The 16,589-nt window shown below is 67.5% G+C and carries 24 protein-coding genes; 14 read left to right on the top strand and 10 right to left on the bottom strand.

Features of this window, described 5'->3' with window-relative positions:
* Window positions 1-147 precede the first annotated feature (147 nt).
* On the top strand, window positions 148-360 hold the full coding sequence (locus AC0GNO_RS04665; RefSeq protein ID WP_305279002.1) for a hypothetical protein: 213 nt from the start codon (window positions 148-150) through the stop codon (window positions 358-360).
* A 10-nt stretch (window positions 361-370) separates the two neighbouring features.
* Here the strand turns inward: AC0GNO_RS04665 and AC0GNO_RS04660 are convergent, their stop codons facing one another.
* Window positions 371-1,732 carry a tetratricopeptide repeat protein gene (locus tag AC0GNO_RS04660; protein WP_472903115.1) on the bottom strand — a complete coding sequence of 454 codons (1,362 nt, stop codon included), beginning with the start codon at window positions 1,730-1,732 and terminating at the stop codon, window positions 371-373.
* Between the two features lie 158 nt (window positions 1,733-1,890).
* Here AC0GNO_RS04660 and AC0GNO_RS04655 point away from each other — a divergent pair, with 158 nt between their 5' ends.
* Window positions 1,891-2,883 carry an AraC family transcriptional regulator gene (locus AC0GNO_RS04655; protein ID WP_472903114.1) on the top strand — a complete coding sequence of 331 codons (993 nt, stop codon included), beginning with the start codon at window positions 1,891-1,893 and terminating at the stop codon, window positions 2,881-2,883.
* Window positions 2,884-2,913: 30 nt separating this feature from the next.
* On the opposite strand, the gene AC0GNO_RS04650 is transcribed toward AC0GNO_RS04655, so the two are convergent.
* The gene (locus AC0GNO_RS04650; RefSeq protein ID WP_472903113.1) at window positions 2,914-4,230 is read right to left on the bottom strand and encodes a leucine-rich repeat-containing protein kinase family protein; all 1,317 of its coding nucleotides are present in this window, start codon (window positions 4,228-4,230) and stop codon (window positions 2,914-2,916) included.
* Window positions 4,231-4,376: 146 nt separating this feature from the next.
* On the opposite strand from AC0GNO_RS04650, the gene AC0GNO_RS04645 reads away from it, so the two are divergent.
* The 7 genes from AC0GNO_RS04645 to AC0GNO_RS04615 all read left to right on the top strand — a co-directional run bounded on the left by AC0GNO_RS04645 (window position 4,377) and on the right by AC0GNO_RS04615 (window position 7,607).
* Window positions 4,377-4,853 carry a YeeE/YedE family protein gene (locus AC0GNO_RS04645; RefSeq protein WP_472903112.1) on the top strand — a complete coding sequence of 159 codons (477 nt, stop codon included), beginning with the start codon at window positions 4,377-4,379 and terminating at the stop codon, window positions 4,851-4,853.
* Window positions 4,850-5,260 (top strand): DUF6691 family protein, encoded by a 411-nt coding sequence (locus AC0GNO_RS04640; protein ID WP_472889391.1) that lies wholly within the window; start codon window positions 4,850-4,852, stop codon window positions 5,258-5,260. Before AC0GNO_RS04645 ends, AC0GNO_RS04640 begins: the two co-directional genes overlap by 4 nt.
* 78 nt (window positions 5,261-5,338) lie before the next feature.
* Window positions 5,339-5,809: a tellurite resistance TerB family protein gene (locus AC0GNO_RS04635; protein WP_472903111.1), complete on the top strand. Its 471-nt coding sequence runs from the start codon at window positions 5,339-5,341 to the stop codon at window positions 5,807-5,809.
* 121 nt (window positions 5,810-5,930) lie between these two features.
* Window positions 5,931-6,404 carry an RcnB family protein gene (locus AC0GNO_RS04630; RefSeq protein WP_472903110.1) on the top strand — a complete coding sequence of 158 codons (474 nt, stop codon included), beginning with the start codon at window positions 5,931-5,933 and terminating at the stop codon, window positions 6,402-6,404.
* Between the two features lie 94 nt (window positions 6,405-6,498).
* Window positions 6,499-7,083 (top strand): thioredoxin fold domain-containing protein, encoded by a 585-nt coding sequence (locus tag AC0GNO_RS04625; RefSeq protein WP_472889388.1) that lies wholly within the window; start codon window positions 6,499-6,501, stop codon window positions 7,081-7,083.
* Window positions 7,084-7,171: 88 nt separating this feature from the next.
* The gene (locus tag AC0GNO_RS04620; RefSeq protein ID WP_305278990.1) at window positions 7,172-7,312 is read left to right on the top strand and encodes a hypothetical protein; all 141 of its coding nucleotides are present in this window, start codon (window positions 7,172-7,174) and stop codon (window positions 7,310-7,312) included.
* A gap of 13 nt (window positions 7,313-7,325) precedes the next feature.
* On the top strand, window positions 7,326-7,607 hold the full coding sequence (locus AC0GNO_RS04615; RefSeq protein ID WP_472903109.1) for a DUF427 domain-containing protein: 282 nt from the start codon (window positions 7,326-7,328) through the stop codon (window positions 7,605-7,607).
* 231 nt (window positions 7,608-7,838) lie between these two features.
* Here AC0GNO_RS04615 and AC0GNO_RS04610 read toward each other — a convergent pair whose 3' ends face one another.
* Window positions 7,839-8,282, bottom strand: a complete 444-nt coding sequence (locus AC0GNO_RS04610; protein WP_472903108.1) for a PAS domain-containing protein — start codon at window positions 8,280-8,282, stop codon at window positions 7,839-7,841.
* Window positions 8,272-8,541, bottom strand: a complete 270-nt coding sequence (locus AC0GNO_RS04605; RefSeq protein ID WP_472903107.1) for a hypothetical protein — start codon at window positions 8,539-8,541, stop codon at window positions 8,272-8,274. Before AC0GNO_RS04605 ends, AC0GNO_RS04610 begins: the two co-directional genes overlap by 11 nt.
* A gap of 201 nt (window positions 8,542-8,742) precedes the next feature.
* On the opposite strand from AC0GNO_RS04605, the gene AC0GNO_RS04600 reads away from it, so the two are divergent.
* Complete coding sequence (locus AC0GNO_RS04600; protein WP_472903106.1) at window positions 8,743-9,348, top strand: hypothetical protein; 606 nt, start codon at window positions 8,743-8,745, stop codon at window positions 9,346-9,348.
* Here AC0GNO_RS04600 and AC0GNO_RS04595 read toward each other — a convergent pair.
* Window positions 9,338-9,826 carry a MarR family winged helix-turn-helix transcriptional regulator gene (locus AC0GNO_RS04595; RefSeq protein ID WP_472903105.1) on the bottom strand — a complete coding sequence of 163 codons (489 nt, stop codon included), beginning with the start codon at window positions 9,824-9,826 and terminating at the stop codon, window positions 9,338-9,340. The two genes, AC0GNO_RS04600 and AC0GNO_RS04595, sit on opposite strands and share 11 nt — an antisense overlap.
* Window positions 9,827-9,878: 52 nt before the next feature.
* On the opposite strand from AC0GNO_RS04595, the gene AC0GNO_RS04590 reads away from it, so the two are divergent.
* Both AC0GNO_RS04590 and gloA read left to right on the top strand, forming a co-directional pair.
* A complete protein-coding gene (locus tag AC0GNO_RS04590; RefSeq protein ID WP_472903104.1) occupies window positions 9,879-10,442 on the top strand; it encodes a PaaI family thioesterase in 564 nt (187 codons plus the stop codon).
* A 34-nt stretch (window positions 10,443-10,476) separates the two neighbouring features.
* Entirely contained in the window at window positions 10,477-10,890 is a 414-nt protein-coding gene (gene gloA / locus AC0GNO_RS04585; RefSeq protein WP_472889381.1) for a lactoylglutathione lyase, read from the top strand.
* A gap of 77 nt (window positions 10,891-10,967) precedes the next feature.
* Here gloA and AC0GNO_RS04580 read toward each other — a convergent pair whose 3' ends face one another.
* Complete coding sequence (locus AC0GNO_RS04580; RefSeq protein WP_472903103.1) at window positions 10,968-11,525, bottom strand: OmpA family protein; 558 nt, start codon at window positions 11,523-11,525, stop codon at window positions 10,968-10,970.
* Window positions 11,526-11,632: 107 nt separating this feature from the next.
* Here AC0GNO_RS04580 and AC0GNO_RS04575 point away from each other — a divergent pair, with 107 nt between their 5' ends.
* Together AC0GNO_RS04575 and pdxH are read left to right on the top strand one after the other, a co-directional pair.
* A complete protein-coding gene (locus tag AC0GNO_RS04575; RefSeq protein WP_472903102.1) occupies window positions 11,633-12,292 on the top strand; it encodes a gamma-glutamylcyclotransferase in 660 nt (219 codons plus the stop codon).
* A gap of 44 nt (window positions 12,293-12,336) precedes the next feature.
* The gene (gene pdxH / locus AC0GNO_RS04570; protein ID WP_472889378.1) at window positions 12,337-12,972 is read left to right on the top strand and encodes a pyridoxamine 5'-phosphate oxidase; all 636 of its coding nucleotides are present in this window, start codon (window positions 12,337-12,339) and stop codon (window positions 12,970-12,972) included.
* A 113-nt stretch (window positions 12,973-13,085) separates the two neighbouring features.
* On the opposite strand, the gene folK is transcribed toward pdxH, so the two are convergent.
* From folK to hda, 4 genes are read right to left on the bottom strand one after another with little or no spacing between them, the layout of a single operon-like run.
* A complete protein-coding gene (gene folK, locus AC0GNO_RS04565) occupies window positions 13,086-13,556 on the bottom strand; it encodes a 2-amino-4-hydroxy-6-hydroxymethyldihydropteridine diphosphokinase (RefSeq protein ID WP_472903101.1) in 471 nt (156 codons plus the stop codon).
* 24 nt (window positions 13,557-13,580) lie between these two features.
* On the bottom strand, window positions 13,581-15,236 hold the full coding sequence (pcnB, locus tag AC0GNO_RS04560; protein ID WP_472889376.1) for a polynucleotide adenylyltransferase PcnB: 1,656 nt from the start codon (window positions 15,234-15,236) through the stop codon (window positions 13,581-13,583).
* A complete protein-coding gene (locus tag AC0GNO_RS04555) occupies window positions 15,233-15,901 on the bottom strand; it encodes a histidinol-phosphatase (RefSeq protein ID WP_472903100.1) in 669 nt (222 codons plus the stop codon). The genes pcnB and AC0GNO_RS04555 overlap by 4 nt, the downstream gene beginning before the upstream one ends.
* On the bottom strand, window positions 15,898-16,584 hold the full coding sequence (gene hda / locus AC0GNO_RS04550) for a DnaA regulatory inactivator Hda (protein ID WP_472889426.1): 687 nt from the start codon (window positions 16,582-16,584) through the stop codon (window positions 15,898-15,900). The genes AC0GNO_RS04555 and hda overlap by 4 nt, the downstream gene beginning before the upstream one ends.
* Window positions 16,585-16,589: the final 5 nt, after the last annotated feature.

Here is a 16,589-nt window from a genome sequence, read left to right as displayed (position 1 = left end):
ACTCCGCATGAATGTCCGGTCTTGTCGGGGCCGCACACCGAAGAACGCCCGGATGGGTCAAAAATGGCCTGCTCTGTCTGGCAACGAACAGACCCTGGTTTCGCCCCGCGGCGAAGCTGCTTGCATCACCTTCAGAGGGAAATCCAGATGGCACAAACCGCACGCATTGTTGGCAAGGTCGAATACCGCGAAGGCGACGGTCCGAACATCGCCATCCGCCCCGGACCGGTGGAGGTGACCCAGGGGCTGAACGACGTCACGTTGAGCTGGGTCGACGAAGAGACCCACGGCGTGGCGGCGATGCCCCTGACCGACTTCAAACGCTACGTGGCCGAAGGCCATATCCGTCTGGACGCCTGATCCACCCGGTTCACTGCGTCACCGCGACCCGTCTGGCGGCCCGCTGGGTTGCCGGGACCCCGGTCGCCCGCGCCCGCCGCAGGAAACCGCGGTTGACCGGGCTGTGCGGCCTGAGCGCCAGGCGTTCGTTGGCCAAGGCTTCGGCCATGCCGCGCTGGCCGGCACGCAGGGCGGACTCGGTCAGCGTCCAGTCGATGATGTCGCGCTGCGCATGGCTGCCGCCAAAGCGGTTGGCGAAGTGCCGCGCGCGGTAGAGGTGCTGCACCGCACTGTCGTGTTCACCGCGCCAGTGCGCGGCAAAACCTTCCAACAGGTCGTGCCCGGTGTCGGCGGCCCAGCGAGAGACCTCGCTGGCGCCATCGGCGCTGCGCATGGCATCGCGCAGGCGCTGCACGTCGCTCTGGCGGTCGGCACCCAGGTAGGCCATCACCGCGTGCCAGTCGTTGAACGGGTAGAGGCGGCCATCGGCGTGGGCGTCCCAGGTCTGCGCCAGCTCGGTCCAGCGACCGCCCACATCCACTCCCGTGAGCTGCAGGCGCCACAGCAAGGCCGAGGCGTCCACCAGGTCGAGCACCACGGCGCTCGGCGTCTTGCGCACGGTGCCGTCGTAGAGCGCGAGCATGGCGTCCGTCTGGCCCAGCTCCAGATGGCACAGCGCACCGTGCCAGGCGTTGTGCACCTTGAAGAAATTGTCATCGCCCGACCAGTGCGGTTCGCGCGCGTTCATCCAGCCGATGCCGTCCTGCGCGCGGCCCTGCATCTCCATCACATGCGCCACCGCGTGGTGCGCCCAGCAGTCCAGCGGCTGCAGGTCGAGCGCCTCGCGACCCACCGCTTCGGCGCGCGCGTAGTCGCCACTTTCTTCCAGTCCAAATGCGTACATGCCCAGGACGATGGAATAGCCTGGCATGTCGGCCGACCAGTGCGGCAGCACGCGCGCGATGCGGTCGCGCAGGTTGCGCGCACTGGCGCGGTAGAAGTCGATCAGGTGCCCGGCCTGCAGCGCCACGATGTCGTAGGGGTGCCGCGTGTGGTGCAGGTCCATGGCCAGGGCGGCTTTGGTCCATTCGCCCTGCAGCACGCGCTGGATCACGCCCACGTGCGAGGCTTCGCGTTCGTTCATCGGCAGTGGCCGGAGGTTCTGCAGCACCTCTTGCGCCATGGCGACGCAACCGGGCTCGGTGGCCAGCGCCAGCATATGGGCCTGGAGGATGTGCGCCATGGCAAAACGCGGCGCGGCGGCGGTGGCCTGCGCCAGGCTGGCCATGGGGTCGCCGCGGTACAGCTGGAAGGCCGTGACGGCCTGTTCGTAGAAGGGCAAGGCTTCGGTGGTGGCGCCGCTCAAGGCGTGGCCCTGGGTGTCGGTGATCATGGGGAGGCTCCTTGAATATGTGGTTGCGTGCCGGCCGTCCGGGGGTGGCTTGGCCGCTGGCCGGTGTTGCGCCTGCGGGGCCGGTAGGGGTACTCTAGAAGTCTGACGGCGCACCCACAATGCCCAGGGCGCCGGCATTTGTCACCGAAACGCCGCCCATGCTGGAAGACCGCCCCGCCGATCCGCTGACCGAGATCCTGCGCGCCATGCGCCTGACCGGTGGCGTGTTTCTGGAAGCGGCTTTCACCTCACCCTGGTGCGTGGTGTCCAAGGTGTCGCCCGAAGACTGCGCGGGCTACCTGCCGCTGCCGCGCCACATCATTGCCTACCACTTCGTTTGCGAGGGCGAGCTGCTGGTGCAGGTGGACGGCGGTGCGCCGATGAGCGCGCACCGCGGCGAGATCGTGATCCTGCCGCGCAACGACCACCACCTGCTCGGCAGCGAGCTGGCGTTGGCGCCCATTGATGTGAACGACCTGTTCGAACCCGGCGACGGCAGCCGGCCCGGGCGCCTGGTCCATGGCAACGCCGATGCCGCGGACACGCGTTTTTTCTGCGGCTTCCTGTCGCACAACCAGCCTGACGATCCGTTGCTCAGCGCCCTGCCGCGTGTGCTCAAGGCGCGGATGGAAGATGCGGCAGCAAGCGAGTGGGTCGAGAGCTCGTTGCGCTTCGCCTCGCGCCGGCCGACGCCGGACGAAAAGCTGTCGCCCGCCGTGCTCGGCAAGCTCGCCGAGCTGCTGTTCATCGAGGCGGTGCGCCAGTACCTGCAGGACGACCCCGCCACCACCGGCAGCGGCTGGATCGCCGGGCTGCGCGACCCCCGGGTGGGCCGCGCGCTGGCCCTGCTGCACGGCCAGCGGGAACGTGCCTGGACCACCGAAAGCCTGGCGCGCGAGGTGGGGCTGTCGCGCTCGGCTTTTGCCGAGCGCTTCACCGGCCTGGTGGGCGATCCGCCCATGCGCTACCTGGGCAAGTGGCGCCTGCAGCACGCCGCGCGCCGACTGGTGGAGAGCAGCGAACCGATCGCCCGCATCGCTGGCGAAGCGGGCTACGAATCCGAACCGGCGTTCCACCGCGCCTTCAAGCGTGAGCACCGGATGACACCCGCCAGCTGGCGAAAACAACACGCGATGGCCGGCGACGCCTGAACCGGCTGCACGCCAAAACGGCGGGCTTGTTCAGCGGGCCAGGGTGTCGAGCTCGCCGGCGATGCCGGCCATCTCGGGTCGCGCGGCCGGGTCGGTGTGCAGGCAGGCGGTGGCGAGACCGGCCAGACGGTCCAGCGCCAGCGATGCCGTGGCGCCAGCGCCCTGCGCATGGGCCACCAGTTCCTCCAGCAGGCAGCCGAAGGCGCGCACGTCCAGCGCCAGCAGGGCGCGGCGCAGCGCGGGCTGGTCGTCGGGCAACAGCGTTGCGCCGCCGAGATCGCTGAGCATGGCGTCGCCGCTGGCCGGGTTCCAGAGGATGTTGTGGGCGTAGAAATCGCCGTGCATCACACCGCGCTGGTGCAGATGGGCCAGCGCGCTGGCCATGGTGCGGGCCACGCGCAGCGCGGCGCTGGCGGGCAGGGTGAAGCCGGGCGCATACACGTCGCGCGTGCAGCTGTCGAAGCTGGGCGGGCCGGCGAGGTTCACCAGTTCGGGCGGCAGCAGCGGCAGCAGCATGCCGTGCACGCCTTCGGGGTGCGCGCTCAGTTCGGCGCTGGGCGTGCACAGCGCGGGGTGTTGCCCGGCAGCCTGGCAAGCGGCGAGTTCGTGTTCGGGCAGGCCGTCGCTGGTGACCGCACCCTTGAAGAGCTTGAGCGCCAGCGCGTCGTCCGTTGCGTCTTCGAGGTGCACGCGGTGGATGTGACCGGAAGCGCCCTCGCCCAGCCGCTCGGCCACGCGCAGCCGGCCCCAGGCGATGCGGGGCAGCGGCGCGGGCGCCGCGCGATGCCAGCCCAGCGGGTTGCCCGCCAGCGCCAGCCAGGCCAGGCGCGGCAGTTGGGTGAGCCAGCCGGGCAGCGTGCTGAAGCGGTTGGCCGACAGGCGCAGCAGCTCCAGCCGCTGCGCGTTCGCCAACCCCGGCGGCAGCGCGTCGAGGCGGTTGCCCGCGAGCATGAGCTTTTGCAGCGCCGGGCGCCGGCCCAGTTCGGCGGGCAGCTGTCCGATGGCGTTGTCGGTCAGGATGAGCCAGCGCAGCTTCGGCGGCAGCGCGGCGGCGGGCACGTGCTGGATGCGGTTGGCCTTGAAGCCCACCATCTCCAGCGCCGGGCAGTCGCCCAGCACCTCGGGCAGGTGGGTGAACGCGTTGCTGGAACAGAAAACGATCTTCAGCCGCTGCAGCCGGCCCAGGTCGGGCGGCAGTGCGCGCAGGCGGTTGCCGGTGAGGTTGAGCACCTCCAGCGTGTCGGCGAGATCCAGCACCTCGGGGGGCAGTTCGGTCAGGCTGCAACTCAGGTCGAGCCGGCGCGTGCCGGCGAGCGCGCCGCTGCGCAGTTGTTCAAGGGTGTGCATAAGCGTGGAGACGTGGAACCGGATCGGCCACCGTGGTCGCCGATTATCCGGCGCCCAACAGCGCCCATGCCCCTGATGCCGTTGCCACTTTGGCGTCTGCAGCAAGCTGTCATCGGGCGCAGGCCCGACATGGATAATCCGCCGCCATGGAACTCTCCCTCACCAACCTCTTCCCCCTGGGCTGGCAGCACTACCTGCTCGGCGGCCTGCTGATCGGCGCCGGCGTGTCGCTGCTGTTCGTGTTCACCGGCCTGGTGGGCGGCATGAGCACGGTGTTCACCAGCTCCTGGTCCTTCGTGTCACGACGGCCGTTCTTCCAGCAGGCGCGCTTCACCGGTTCGCGCGGCTGGCGGCTGGTCTACGCGGCCGGACTCGTGCTGGGGGCGCTGGTCTGGTGGCTCGTTTTTTCGGATGGCACACCGCTGTCCACCGGGGTGCCGGTGTGGATGCTGCTGCTGGGCGGCTTCTTCGTCGGCTACGGTGCGCGCCTGGGCAACGGCTGCACCTCGGGCCATGGCATCTGCGGCCTGGGTTCGCTGCAGCTGCCCTCGCTGCTGGCGGTGCTGACCTTCATGGCCACGGCCTTCATCACGGCCAACCTGGTCGCCTGGGGGTTGGCATGAGTCCGATGAAATTCCTCGCCGTGCTGGCGGGCGGCGCGCTGTTCGGTTTTGGCCTGGCGCTCTCCACCATGGTGCAACCCGAGGTGGTGCTGAGCTTCCTGCGTTTCCAGGACGCTGGCCTGATGCTGGTGATGGGCGGTGCGGTGCTCGTGACCCTGCTCGCCTACCGGCTGCTTCCCCGCCTGCTCGCCAGCCCACTGCTCGGTGGCTATTTCCACCAGCACGTCGCCCACTGGAACCGCGACACGCTGGTGGGCTCGGCCTTGTTTGGCGTGGGCTGGGGCCTGTGCGGCGTGTGCCCCGGTCCGGCCATCGCGGGCCTGGGCACGGGCAACTGGAGCCTGCTGTGGGCACTCGCCGGCATCGCCATCGGCGCGCTGGTGCAGGGTCTGCGGGCGAAGGCCTGAAACCCGGCCACCTGTTCGGGAACCCCGCACACCCCCGCTCGCTCTACCCTGACTGGCACACCACCCACACACTGCACCATGCTCAAGACGCTCCAGGACTTTCTCGCCCAGCTCACGGCCCCCGCGGCCAACCAGTCACCCGCCGAACAGGTGCACGACCTGCAACTCGCCACGGCGGTGCTGCTGGTCGAGGTGATGCGGGCCGATCCGGCCATCGCCGAATCGGAGCTCGACGCGGTGCTGAACGCGCTGCGCAGCAAGTTTTCTCTCGACGATGAGGAGCTGAAGCGGCTGCTGGAGCTGGCGCATGACACCGCCCACACCGCCTACGACTACCAGCGTTTCACCAGCCAGCTCAACGAGCGGTTCACCCAGGCGCAGAAGGTGCGTGTGGTCGAAGCGATGTGGCAGGTTGCATATGCCGACGACCACATCGATGCCCACGAAAACCACGTCATCAGCAAGGTCGCCGGGCTGCTGCACGTGACACACGGTGAATACATCGCGGCCAAGATGCGCGCCAAGGAAGCGGCCCTGACAGGTCTCTGAGGAAGGAAGGGGAGCAGACGAACACCTGGCTACCTGTCTTTGCAGTCGGAGTGCCCGGCCTTTACCCGGGCGACACAAGTTGCTGTCAGTATTCGCTCACCCCAACCCAAGGAGTACTTCCATGAAATCCAGAACCCTCGTCAGTGCCCTGCTGGCCGCCACACTCGGACTGAGCTCGCTGTCCGCCTTCGCGCAGTCGAACGACAAGCGCGGTGACAGGCGCAGCGACGTGCGCGTCATCGTGCAACCGGTCCAGCACGTCGAAAGACGCGACGACCGCCGAAATGACCGCGTTGAACGCCGCGATGACCGCCGCAACGACCGCTTCGACCGGCGCGACGACCGCCGCGATGCGCGCAGCAACAACCGGAACTTCCGGAACAACCACCGCTACTACAACGCGCGCAGCCCCGAGTTTCGCCGCGGCAACTACATTCCCTACGAGTACCGTCATCGCCAGTATTTCGTGGTGGACCACCGCGGACACCGTCTGGCGCCGCCCCCGCGTGGTCACCAGTGGGTGCAGGTGGGCACCGACTACGTGCTGATCGCCATCGCAACCGGGCTGATCGCGAACATCATCCTCAACCATTGACGCACCCCGGGTGCATGGGCATCGGGTGGCCACGCCCCCGGTGCCCGATGTCTGCGATGATGATGGCCCCGCCAGGCAACACGTCGCCCATCCCATGAATTTCAGACACCTCTCCCTCGCCGTTCTGGCGGCCTCCACGCTGCTGCTCGCTGCATGTTCCAAAGAAGAAGCCGCAGCGCCGGCCGTGGCCACCGTGGCGCCGGCCCAGGCCTACGACGCGGTCGCCGCCCGGGCCAAGGGCTTCACCGTGGGCGCGCTGATGGGGGCCAACCCGGTCTATGTGCTCTTTGATCCGCAGTGCCCGCACTGCAGCCAGCTCTGGAAAGCCAGTCAGCCGCTGAACACCAAGGTGAAGTTCATCTGGGTGCCGGTGGCCATCATCGGCCCCAAGAGCCTGCCCCAGGGTGCGGCGCTGATGCAGGCGAGCGATCCGGCGCAGGCCATGAACGAACACGAACAATCGCTGCTCGCCGGACAGGGCGGCATGTCGGCTTCGGCGAATGTGCCCGCCGACGTGGAAGCCGCGATCAAGTCCAACTCCCAGTTGCTCGACAGCCTGGGCGCCGACGCGGTGCCCTTCATCGTGGCCAAGAACGCACGCAACGGTCAGGTGGTGAGCAAGGCCGGCGCAATGGCCACGCCCGCTCTGGCGGAGCTGCTCGGCGTGTCGGCGCCCTGATCCCACCACGCGGTCTGCCGGCAGCGGCACCGGTGGCTTAACATCCGCGTCTACCCGCCGCGAAAAGCGGTCACCAACGGAGATCCCCATGGGCAAAGAACAACGCAACGAAAAGATGTCGAAAAAACCGAAGAAGGACACATCGGCACCCAAAGGCCCGGCCACTTCGGACCGCCCGACCCCACCCGTCACGGCCGTCGTGCCGCGCGGCAAGGAAAAGAGCAAATGACCAGGCCGCTCGCATGAAAGCCACCTGGAACGGCGTCGTCGTGGCCGAAAGCGACGACACGGTGCTGGAAGAAGGCAACCACTACTTCCCCGAAAGCGCCCTCAACCGCGCCTACGTCACCTTCAGCAACCACCGCACCAGCTGCCCCTGGAAGGGCGAGGCGAGCTACTACTCGCTGCTGGTCAATGGCGAAATCAACCCCGACGCCGCCTGGTACTACCCGGACCCGAAACCCGAAGCGGAACACATCCGCGGCCGGGTGGCGTTCTGGAAGGGCGTGAAAGTCGGCGCCTGACGGGCCGAGGCCCTCCGCCTGCACCGGGCAACTGCTCCAGCAGTTCAAGGCCCTGCACGGGCAGCGCGTGGTCGACAGTGCCGACGGCCTCGCGCGCAAGCCAGATCCAGGTGCAACCGGGCGCTGCTGAGCTGTTGCCCGGGCTGGTCGTGCAGTGTCTGGACCATGCGCCGCACCGTGAAACGTTCCTGCGCCATCAGCCGCCGGGAGATTGCCCCCCGTCGAGAGCAGTCATTCACGCTCGGCCTGCTTGCGCGCCGTGATGTCGGTGATGCAGACGGAGACATCCTCCCCGGCCGGATACAGACCGAATTCCAGCCACACGCCCCTGGACTCGTACCAGTCTGCAACCTTCAGGGCCTCGCCGCTTTCTCGCGCACGCCAGTAAGCCGTCTCGAACGCCGTGCCCCGGGATGCCGGCAACTCGTCCCAGAAGATGTGACCCAGCAGGTCCTGGGGCGACTGCCATCCCACCAGGCGCGCAGCCTTGTCGTTGGCATACACCAGACGCTGGTCGGGTCCGATCGACACGACGGCATCGGTCACGCGGCTGAACACGTCCTGGAGCAGCCGGTAGCGCTCTTCGCTCTCCTGCAACTGGTGCCGCAAGTTCACCATGTCGGTGATATCGCGGGCCGTGCCAAACACACCGATGGTCCCCGACTCATCGTGCAAGGGACCTTTGGTGGCGTGGAAGGTGCGCCGGCCATCGGGTATCGACCTCGTATACAGAATCCTGGACACGGAACCAGAACAGCGATCCGGTCGTCACCAGCACGAACAGCATGCCTTTCCAGGCTTGCGCTGCGGCGAGCAACTCGATGTTTTCGAACACCAACTCCACCAGCGCGTCGGACCACAGAATCCACAACAAGGCGACCACGCCGTAACCAATGACCACACGGGCAAACGGGGCGGAGGAGGAGGCTCTCATGGACGGTGGGTGGGGTCGGACAAGTCGGGGCCGGCATTTCGACGGCGCCGAAAGCAGCACCATTTTCGCTGCTGACCGGCCGCCGTGGGCGTGTCATCTTCAGAATGGAATCGGCAAGTCACGCCACCAAGCTGAGGTCTTCACCATCAACGCCATGGCGCAGTGACTACACTGCAGCCCTCAAAGCCCCTCGGTTTCCCCATGGATCTCTTCACCCTCAGCCTGCTGGCCTTTGCCGGCGCCTTCATCCTCAAGACCACGGACCAGCGCCAGCGCATCCAGCTGCTGGGGCGCCACCTCGGCCAGTTCCAGATCGAAAAACTGATGGAACGGCTGAGCGAGGGCTACATGCGGGCTTTGAGCGAAAAAGACCCCGAGCGCCGCCAGCAGATCTGGCAACTGCAGCAGGCCACCGAAACCACGCTCGCCAGCCAGTTCCAGCGCTTTGCAGCGGACCTGACCAAAGAAGCGCCCACGCCGTTTCGCGTCAACCGCATCGCCCTGCCCTACGCCGACCGCTGGCTGCCGGGTGTCAGCTTCGATCTGCGCGAGGCCATGCGCATCCATGCCCGCGGCATCCAGCAAACGGTGGACAACCCGGCGCAGCGCAGCGAACGCGACCGCGCCTACACCCTGCTGGCCGAGCTGTACCTGATGCAGCACACCTGCCACTGGTATTGCCGTTCCCGCACCACCGCCTCGGCGCGGGTGCTCGCCCGCCACCAGACGCCGTACGCCCAGCTGGTGGCTTCGGTGTCGCCGGAGACGCGCCAGGCCTACAGCGAGCTGGTGGGACTCAAACGCTGAGCCCGTCGTCACCGGCCACCGGTGACAGACAGGCCATGGCTTCGTCCAGCAAGGTGTGCAGGGCCACCACGCGTTCCACGCCGAGCGCCCGGTTGATGCCCTCCTGCGCGACGCGCCAGCGCCGCTGGGCTTCTGCCCGCTTGGCCTGACCAGCCTCGGTGGCGCTGATCAGGAGGCTGCGCGCGTCGGCGCCGGGCCCCACCGCGAGCCAGCCCGCGGCCACCAGCGGCTGCAGGTTGCGCGACAGGGTCGAGGTGCTGACCTTCATCTCGGCGGCCAGATCCACCGCCCGGATCGGCCCGAGCTTGACCACGTAGGACAGCAGCGAATACTGCGTGCCCTTCAGCCCCGACTTGCCCACCTCGTTGTCGTAGTGCTGCGCCACGCGGCGCATCAGCTGGCGCAACTTGAGATTGGTGCAACCCTGCGGCTTGACCGCAGGGGTTGTGGGGCTTGACGCGGTGGTGACAGGGTTCATGCAATTGATTGTATCTACAATCAATGCATATGCAACTGTTATGGAGAACCCCATGAGCGCGTCAGACACCCTGGAAACCTGGCTGGCCCAGGAGCAAGAAATTCTGCAACGGCTGGCCGTCGGCCCCGGGCCCGGCGTGGCCCGGCCCGAGCAGATCGCTGGCAAGACCGGTCTGGAAGTGATGCAGGCCATGCTGCAGGGCGAGATTCCCTACGCCGCCATCGCCAAAACGCTGGACTTCCTGATCGTCGAAGTGGGCGATGGCAGCGCCATCTTCCAGGGCACGCCGGGTCCGCAGCATTTCAACCCCATGGGCACGGTGCACGGTGGCTGGTTCGCCACCCTGCTCGACTCTGCGCTCGGCTGCGCGGTGCACACCAGGATGCCGCCCGGCCGCGCCTACACCACCGCCGAACTGAGCGTGAACATCGTGCGCGCGCTCACCCCCAAGGTGCAGCGCGTGCGCGCCATCGGCCGCGTGATCCACTGCGGCCGCCAGCTCGCCACCGCCGACGCCCAGCTGGTCGGCCCGGACGGCACGCTCTACGCCCATGCCACCACGACCTGCCTGGTATTCGACCTGCAGCACAAACCCGCGGGCGGCGCGACGACATAATCGCGGTCCACGAACCGACCCGAAAGCACCCGATATGCGATTCCTTCACACCATGCTGCGCGTGGGCAACCTGCAGCGATCGATCGACTTCTACACCCAGGTGATGGGCATGCAGCTGCTGCGCACATCCGAAAACCCGGAATACAAATACTCACTGGCCTTCCTGGGCTTCGAGGGTGGCAACCCCGGCCAGGCCGAGATCGAACTCACCTGGAACTGGGACACCGACCACTACGACATGGGCACGGCCTATGGCCACATCGCCCTGGGCGTGCCCGACGCCTACGCCGCCTGCGAAAAGATCAAGGCGGCGGGCGGCAACGTGACGCGCGAGGCCGGCCCGGTCAAGGGCGGCAGCACGGTGATCGCCTTCGTGACCGACCCCGACGGCTACAAGATCGAATTGATCCAGCGCGCAGAAACCGAGGGCGGCGCCGGTCTGCGCTGATCTGCAGCCTGCGCTGCATGCGCCCGCAAAAAAGCCCGGATCTGGCCGGGCTTTCTTTCGGATGAGAAACGCCGGGGTCAGTCAACGATCATCACTTCCACACGGCGGGCTTCGGCGTCGTTGCCGGTGCCAACGGCTTCTTCAGGTTTCCTGAGCTCCAGCGAAGCGGCGGCCACACCCGCACCCACCAGGGCGTCGCGCACCGAGAGGGCGCGTTTTTTGGCCAGCTCGGCGTTCTGGACGGGATTGCCGGTGGCGTCGTGGAAGCCGGAGAGCAACAGGCGTTTGCCGCCCTTGGCTGCGGTGATCGCATCGTCCAGCGCGTCGAGAGCGCCCGATGCCAGCTCGGCTTTTCCGGAGGCGAAATAAAACGTGACCACACCGTTTTCGATCACCACGCTGGCGTCGTCCGCGACCACGGGCGCCGCGGCGGCGGGCATTGCGGCGGTGGCTACCGCTTCAACGGCTACCGCTTGAGCGGCGGGCACTGCCACCTCCTCGGTCCCGGTGGCGCCACCCGTGCCGCGGGAATGGTGGATGCCGAAGCCCAGCGCCAGGCCCACGGCCAGCAACACGGCGGCCATCAGCACCACCGCTGCAACGCGGACGTCCTGGTCGTCATCTTGAGAAAACATGGGCAAACACTCCCTGAAGAACAATGGGCAAGAGAAAATCAACACCGCTCGCAACCGGCCAGGGACATGCAGCCAACAGGCCTGTGCGATCAAACCCCGCATTCTAAATGGCCCACCCCGACATGCACCCTGCCCCAGCCGCCCCCCGAACCCGCCGACCCGACACCTGGGACCCCACCCGTCGCGACGGCGCCCGGATGATGGCCGACACACTGGCCGAATGGCGCAGCCAGGGGCCCGCACCCGACCTGTGGGTGTTCGGCTACGCCTCCTTGGTCTGGCGGCCCGAATTCGAGGCCACCGAACAGCGCCTGGCCCGGGTGCACGGCTACCACCGCTGCCTGCAGATGTGGAGCCGGGTCAACCGCGGCACTCCCGAGCGGCCCGGCCTGGTGTTCGCGCTGATGAGCGGCGGCAGCTGCACGGGCCTGGCACTGCGGGTGCCCCACGCCCAGGTTGAGGCGCTGTTTCCCACGCTCTGGGCGCGTGAAATGCCCAACCCCGTGTACGACCCGAAGTGGCTGCACTGCCAGACCGCACAAGGCCCGGTGCAGGCGCTGGCCTTCACGCTGTCGCGCCGCAGCCCCAACTACACCGGCACGCTCGACGACGAACGCTACCGCGACATCTTCACCCACTGCCGCGGGCGCTACGGCAGCACGCTGGACTACGCCCGCCAGACGCTGCACGGCCTGCGCGCCCACGGCATCGAAGACCACGCGCTGGAGCGCCTGCTCCGACTCGCCCCGTCAGACGTGGCCGATTGACCGCGCGCAAGCGCCGCGCTCCCCCGGCTGCCTATACTGGCTCCATGAACATCGCCGACCTGCGCAAAAGCTACGAAAAAGCCGAACTCAGCGAATCCGCTTCCCAGGCCGATCCGCTCAAACAGTTCGATCAATGGCTCACCGAAGCCATCCACAGCGAAGTGCCCGAGCCCAACGCCATGACGCTCGCCACCGTGGGCTCCGACCTGCGGCCGAGCACCCGCGTGGTGCTGATCAAAGGCTACGACGAACAGGGCATCGTCTGGTACACCAACTACCAGAGCCAGAAAGGCCGCGAGCTGGCCGGCAACCCGTATGCCGCGCTGCAGTTCCACTGGGTTGAGCTGGAACGTGTGGTGCGCATCGAAGGCCTCGTCGAAAAGGTGAGTGACGCCGAGAGCGATGAGTATTTCAAGAGCCGCCCCCTCGACAGCCGGATTGGCGCCTGGGCCAGTCCGCAGAGCGAGGTGATCGAGAGCCGCACCGTGCTGGTGACCAACGCCGCCAGATACGGCGCGCAGTTCCTGCTGCAACCGCCCCGACCGCCACACTGGGGCGGCTACCGCCTCAAACCCGACAACTGGCAGTTCTGGCAAGGGCGCAAGAGCCGGTTGCACGACCGCCTGCGTTACACGCTGCAAGGCGATGGCGGCTGGCTGCGGGAGCGGCTGGCGCCTTGAACGGAGCACCCCCCGCGCCGCTTCGCGTCACCCCCTCAAGGGGGCGATGCCTGTGGCCCGGCGGAGCCGGTTCCATGGCATCCTGGGTTCGGGCACGCCCTCCGGCTACGGCCTCACATGCACTGGATGCCTTGGCCTGATACCGCGGCCAGTGCTTCGTCAGTCACCCGCTCGGGTGCAATTTCAGATAGCGGTACCAAAACAAACGCCCGCTCCCCCATGCGCGGGTGCGGCACGATCAGCGTCGCCGAATGGATGCGCGCGCTGCCGTACAGCAGCAGGTCCAGATCCAGCGTGCGCGGCGCGTTGCGGTAGGGACGCTCTCGCCCTGCGCCCTGCTCGATCGCTTGCAGGGTGGTGAGCAGATCGGGTGCGGTGAGCGTGGTGGCGATCTCGGCCACCGCGTTGAGGTAGTCCGGGCCGCTGGAGTCGATGGGCGCGGTGCGGTACACGCTGGAGGTCCTCACCAGCCGGAGGCCCGGGGTTTCAGACATGCACCGCAAGGCCTCGCGCAGGGCCTGCGCCGGATCGCCGAGGTTGGCGCCCAGCGCCACAAAGGCCGTGACTTCATCGCGCTGTGGCATGCCCCAGGCCTGCACGGATCGAGATCAGTCGCCGGAACCTTCGGTGGCGCCGCCCTGCCCGGCCGCACCACCTGCGCCACCGGGTTTGCGACGGCGGCGGCGGCGCTTCTTGGCGGGTGCCGTGCCATCGGCGGAGGCGCCCGCTTCGGCCGGCGCGTTGTCGTCGTCGCCGTCTTCGTCGTTGTCAGCCTCACCCGCCGCCCGGAAGCGTGGATCCGGCTCGGTTGCGCTGGCCGGGTGATCGGCATCGCTGCGCTTCACACGGCGCGCGCCGCCAGCTCCGCCTTTGGGCTGGTTGACCTTGCGCTGCGCGTCCACCATGTCTTCGCGGATTTCGTCGCTGGCGTTCTGGAAAGTCTCCCACCAGTGGGCCAGCTCTTCTTCGATCTCGCCCACCTGGGCACGCAGGCGCAGGAAGTCGAAGCCGGCACGGAAGCGTGCCTGGTCCACCAGGCTGAACGGCGATGTGCCCACGCGCTTGTCAAAGCGCGGCTGCATCATCCAGATCTCGCGCATGTCGGCGCCAAGCTTGCCGCGGCCGGAGACGTCGCCAATGCGCGACTCGAACACCTCGTCCACGGCGTCCTGCAAGGCGCCAAACGCCGGCGGCGGGCGCTGGTTGCCGCGCGGCTGCAGGCGCTGGCTCCAGCCCTTGCGCACATCGGCCCACAACACGCAGGCCAGCAGAAAGCTCGGCGCCACCGGCTTGCTTTCGCCGACGCGGCGGTCGGTGTCCTGCAGGGCCAGTTTCACGAACGGATCGTCGGCGCGCTCCACCACCACGTCGAGCAGCGGGTAGATGCCGGTGTTCAGGCCCACGGCCTTGAGCTGAGCCACGCTGTCCAGCGAATGACCGGTCTGCAGCAGCTTGAGCATTTCGTCAAACAGGCGGCTCTGCGGCACGTCGGCCAGCAAGTTGCGCGACGAAGCGAGCGGCGCCAGGGTCTTGGCGTCGAACTTGAAACCCAGGCCGCTGAGCTTGGCGGCAAAACGCACGGCGCGGATGATGCGCACCGGGTCTTCGCGGTAGCGCGTGGCGGCGTCGCCGATCATGCGCAGGGTGAGCTTCTTGGCGTCGCGGATGCCGTTGTGGAAATCGACCACGACCTGGGATTCCGGGTCGTAGTACATCGCGTTGATGGAAAAGTCGCGGCGCGCAGCGTCCTGCTCGATCGGGCCCCAGACGTTGTCGCGCAGCACGCGCCCGCTGGCGTCCACCGCGTGCTTCATGCTGGCGAGCTCGCCCTTGCTGGTGCGCTCGTTGCCGCTCACCTGCTCGGCGTCGGCGCTATCGAGGTAGGCGCGGAAGGTCGAGACTTCGATCATCTCGTGTTCGCGGCCACGGCCGTAGACCACGTGCACGATGCGAAAGCGCCGGCCGATGATGAAGGCGCGGCGGAACAGGCTCTTCACCTGCTCGGGCGTGGCGCTGGTGGCAACGTCAAAGTCCTTGGGGCGCAGACCCAGCAGCAGGTCGCGCACCGCACCGCCCACGATGTAGGCCTCGAAGCCGGCCTGCTTGAGCGTGTGCACTACGTCCAGCGCGCGCTGGTCCACCAGGCTGCGGTCGATGCCGTGCACCGACACCGGCACGTCTTCGCGTTTGCCGAACTTGGAAATCTTGGCGTTTTTGGAGCCACTGGCTTTGCCGAGCAGCTTGTCGATGAATTTTTTGATCATTCGAATAGGTTCAGGATGCGCCAGCCCCGCTCGCTGGCGATGGGCCGGAGCCGGGCGTCCGGGTTGGTCGCGACGGGCTCGTGCACTTTTTCCAGCAGCGGCAGGTCGTTGATGGAGTCGCTGTAGAAGGTGCTGTGCGCCACGCTGGCCCAGGAATGGCCGCGCGCAGCCAGCCATTGTTCCACACGCGCGACCTTGCCCTCGCGAAACGACGGTGTGCCCCGGATCGCGCCGGTGGGTTCACCCTGCGCATCGCGCTCCAGATCGATGGCGATCAGCTCGTCCACCCCGAAGGCTTCGGCGATCGGACGGGTGACGAATTCGTTGGTGGCGGTGACGATGATCACCGTGTCGCCGGCGTCCTGGTGCTGGCGCACGAGATCGAAAGCAACGGGTTTCATGGCCGGGCGGATCACCTCGTCCATGAAGCGGCGGTGCGCGGCGTCGGACTTCTTGGCGCCGTGTTCGGCCAGGGGCGCCACGGAGAAACGGATGTATTCGTGGATGTCCAGCGTGCCGGCCTTGTACTGCTCGTAAAAGGCGTCGTTCGCCCGGGTGTGGGTTTCGGCATCGCGCCAGCCCAGGGTCACGGTGAACTGACCCCAAGAATAGTCGGAATCGATGGGGATGAGGGTGTGATCGAGATCGAAAAGAGCCAGGTTCATTCGTTTTCCAGCATGGATTTGATCAGCGGGATGGTGATCGCGCGCTGGGTGCGCAGGGCGTAGGCGTCGAGCTGGTCGAGCAGCATCATCAGGCTGGAGAGGTCGCGCGAGAAGCGGGTGAGCATGAAGTCCATGACTTCGTCGCCGAGGAACACGCCGCGCTCGTCGGCCGCGCGGCGCAGCACGGCGCGGCGTTCGGTCTCGCCCAGCGCGTGCAGCTGGAACACATGGCCCCAGCCCAGCCGCGTTCGCAGGTCTTCGCGCAGCTGCAGGTCGGCCGGTGGCCGGTCAGCGGCGGCCAGCACCCAGCGCGCGGGCCCGAGCGCCGGGCTCTGGGCGTTGACAAACCAGTTGAATGCGGTGGCCTGCTGTTCGGCGGTGTAGAGCTGGCAATCGTCGAACAGCACGGCGTCCCAGTGTTCGTCGTACTCGCCGGGGTGCAGCGTGGCGGCGTCGATCCAGCCGACCCGGCTGCCGTGGTCGCGCAGGGCTTCGCGCACCGCGCGCAGCAGGTGCGTCTTGCCACTGCCGCCGTCGCCCCACAGGAACGTCGGCACCGGCGAACGCAGCGGATTGCCAGCCCACAGGCGTAAATGCTCCAGCGCAGCTTCGTTGCCGGCAGCCACGAAATTGGTGAGCGTGGGCACGGGAGCCAGACCGATGTCCAGCGCCATCTGTTTCATGGGGG

This window comes from Hydrogenophaga sp. L310 (assembly GCF_055703065.1).
The sequence above is the reverse complement of the archived record's forward strand: the minus strand, read 5'-3'. Positions and strand labels throughout refer to the sequence as shown.

Coding starts and splice junctions, on each gene's coding strand:
- pcnB (WP_472889376.1), bottom strand. CDS start 15,236: ATGATCAAAAAATTCATCGACAAGCTGCTCGGCAAAGCCAGTGGCTCC.
- AC0GNO_RS04595 (WP_472903105.1), bottom strand. CDS start 9,826: ATGAACCCTGTCACCACCGCGTCAAGCCCCACAACCCCTGCGGTCAAG.
- gloA (WP_472889381.1), top strand. CDS start 10,477: ATGCGATTCCTTCACACCATGCTGCGCGTGGGCAACCTGCAGCGATCG.
- AC0GNO_RS04630 (WP_472903110.1), top strand. CDS start 5,931: ATGAAATCCAGAACCCTCGTCAGTGCCCTGCTGGCCGCCACACTCGGA.
- AC0GNO_RS04645 (WP_472903112.1), top strand. CDS start 4,377: ATGGAACTCTCCCTCACCAACCTCTTCCCCCTGGGCTGGCAGCACTAC.
- AC0GNO_RS04625 (WP_472889388.1), top strand. CDS start 6,499: ATGAATTTCAGACACCTCTCCCTCGCCGTTCTGGCGGCCTCCACGCTG.
- AC0GNO_RS04605 (WP_472903107.1), bottom strand. CDS start 8,541: ATGAGAGCCTCCTCCTCCGCCCCGTTTGCCCGTGTGGTCATTGGTTAC.
- AC0GNO_RS04665 (WP_305279002.1), top strand. CDS start 148: ATGGCACAAACCGCACGCATTGTTGGCAAGGTCGAATACCGCGAAGGC.
- AC0GNO_RS04600 (WP_472903106.1), top strand. CDS start 8,743: ATGGATCTCTTCACCCTCAGCCTGCTGGCCTTTGCCGGCGCCTTCATC.
- AC0GNO_RS04655 (WP_472903114.1), top strand. CDS start 1,891: ATGCTGGAAGACCGCCCCGCCGATCCGCTGACCGAGATCCTGCGCGCC.
- pdxH (WP_472889378.1), top strand. CDS start 12,337: ATGAACATCGCCGACCTGCGCAAAAGCTACGAAAAAGCCGAACTCAGC.
- AC0GNO_RS04635 (WP_472903111.1), top strand. CDS start 5,339: ATGCTCAAGACGCTCCAGGACTTTCTCGCCCAGCTCACGGCCCCCGCG.
- AC0GNO_RS04650 (WP_472903113.1), bottom strand. CDS start 4,230: ATGCACACCCTTGAACAACTGCGCAGCGGCGCGCTCGCCGGCACGCGC.
- AC0GNO_RS04590 (WP_472903104.1), top strand. CDS start 9,879: ATGAGCGCGTCAGACACCCTGGAAACCTGGCTGGCCCAGGAGCAAGAA.
- AC0GNO_RS04575 (WP_472903102.1), top strand. CDS start 11,633: ATGGCCCACCCCGACATGCACCCTGCCCCAGCCGCCCCCCGAACCCGC.
- AC0GNO_RS04580 (WP_472903103.1), bottom strand. CDS start 11,525: ATGTTTTCTCAAGATGACGACCAGGACGTCCGCGTTGCAGCGGTGGTG.
- AC0GNO_RS04620 (WP_305278990.1), top strand. CDS start 7,172: ATGGGCAAAGAACAACGCAACGAAAAGATGTCGAAAAAACCGAAGAAG.
- folK (WP_472903101.1), bottom strand. CDS start 13,556: ATGCCACAGCGCGATGAAGTCACGGCCTTTGTGGCGCTGGGCGCCAAC.
- hda (WP_472889426.1), bottom strand. CDS start 16,584: ATGAAACAGATGGCGCTGGACATCGGTCTGGCTCCCGTGCCCACGCTC.
- AC0GNO_RS04640 (WP_472889391.1), top strand. CDS start 4,850: ATGAGTCCGATGAAATTCCTCGCCGTGCTGGCGGGCGGCGCGCTGTTC.
- AC0GNO_RS04555 (WP_472903100.1), bottom strand. CDS start 15,901: ATGAACCTGGCTCTTTTCGATCTCGATCACACCCTCATCCCCATCGAT.
- AC0GNO_RS04615 (WP_472903109.1), top strand. CDS start 7,326: ATGAAAGCCACCTGGAACGGCGTCGTCGTGGCCGAAAGCGACGACACG.
- AC0GNO_RS04660 (WP_472903115.1), bottom strand. CDS start 1,732: ATGATCACCGACACCCAGGGCCACGCCTTGAGCGGCGCCACCACCGAA.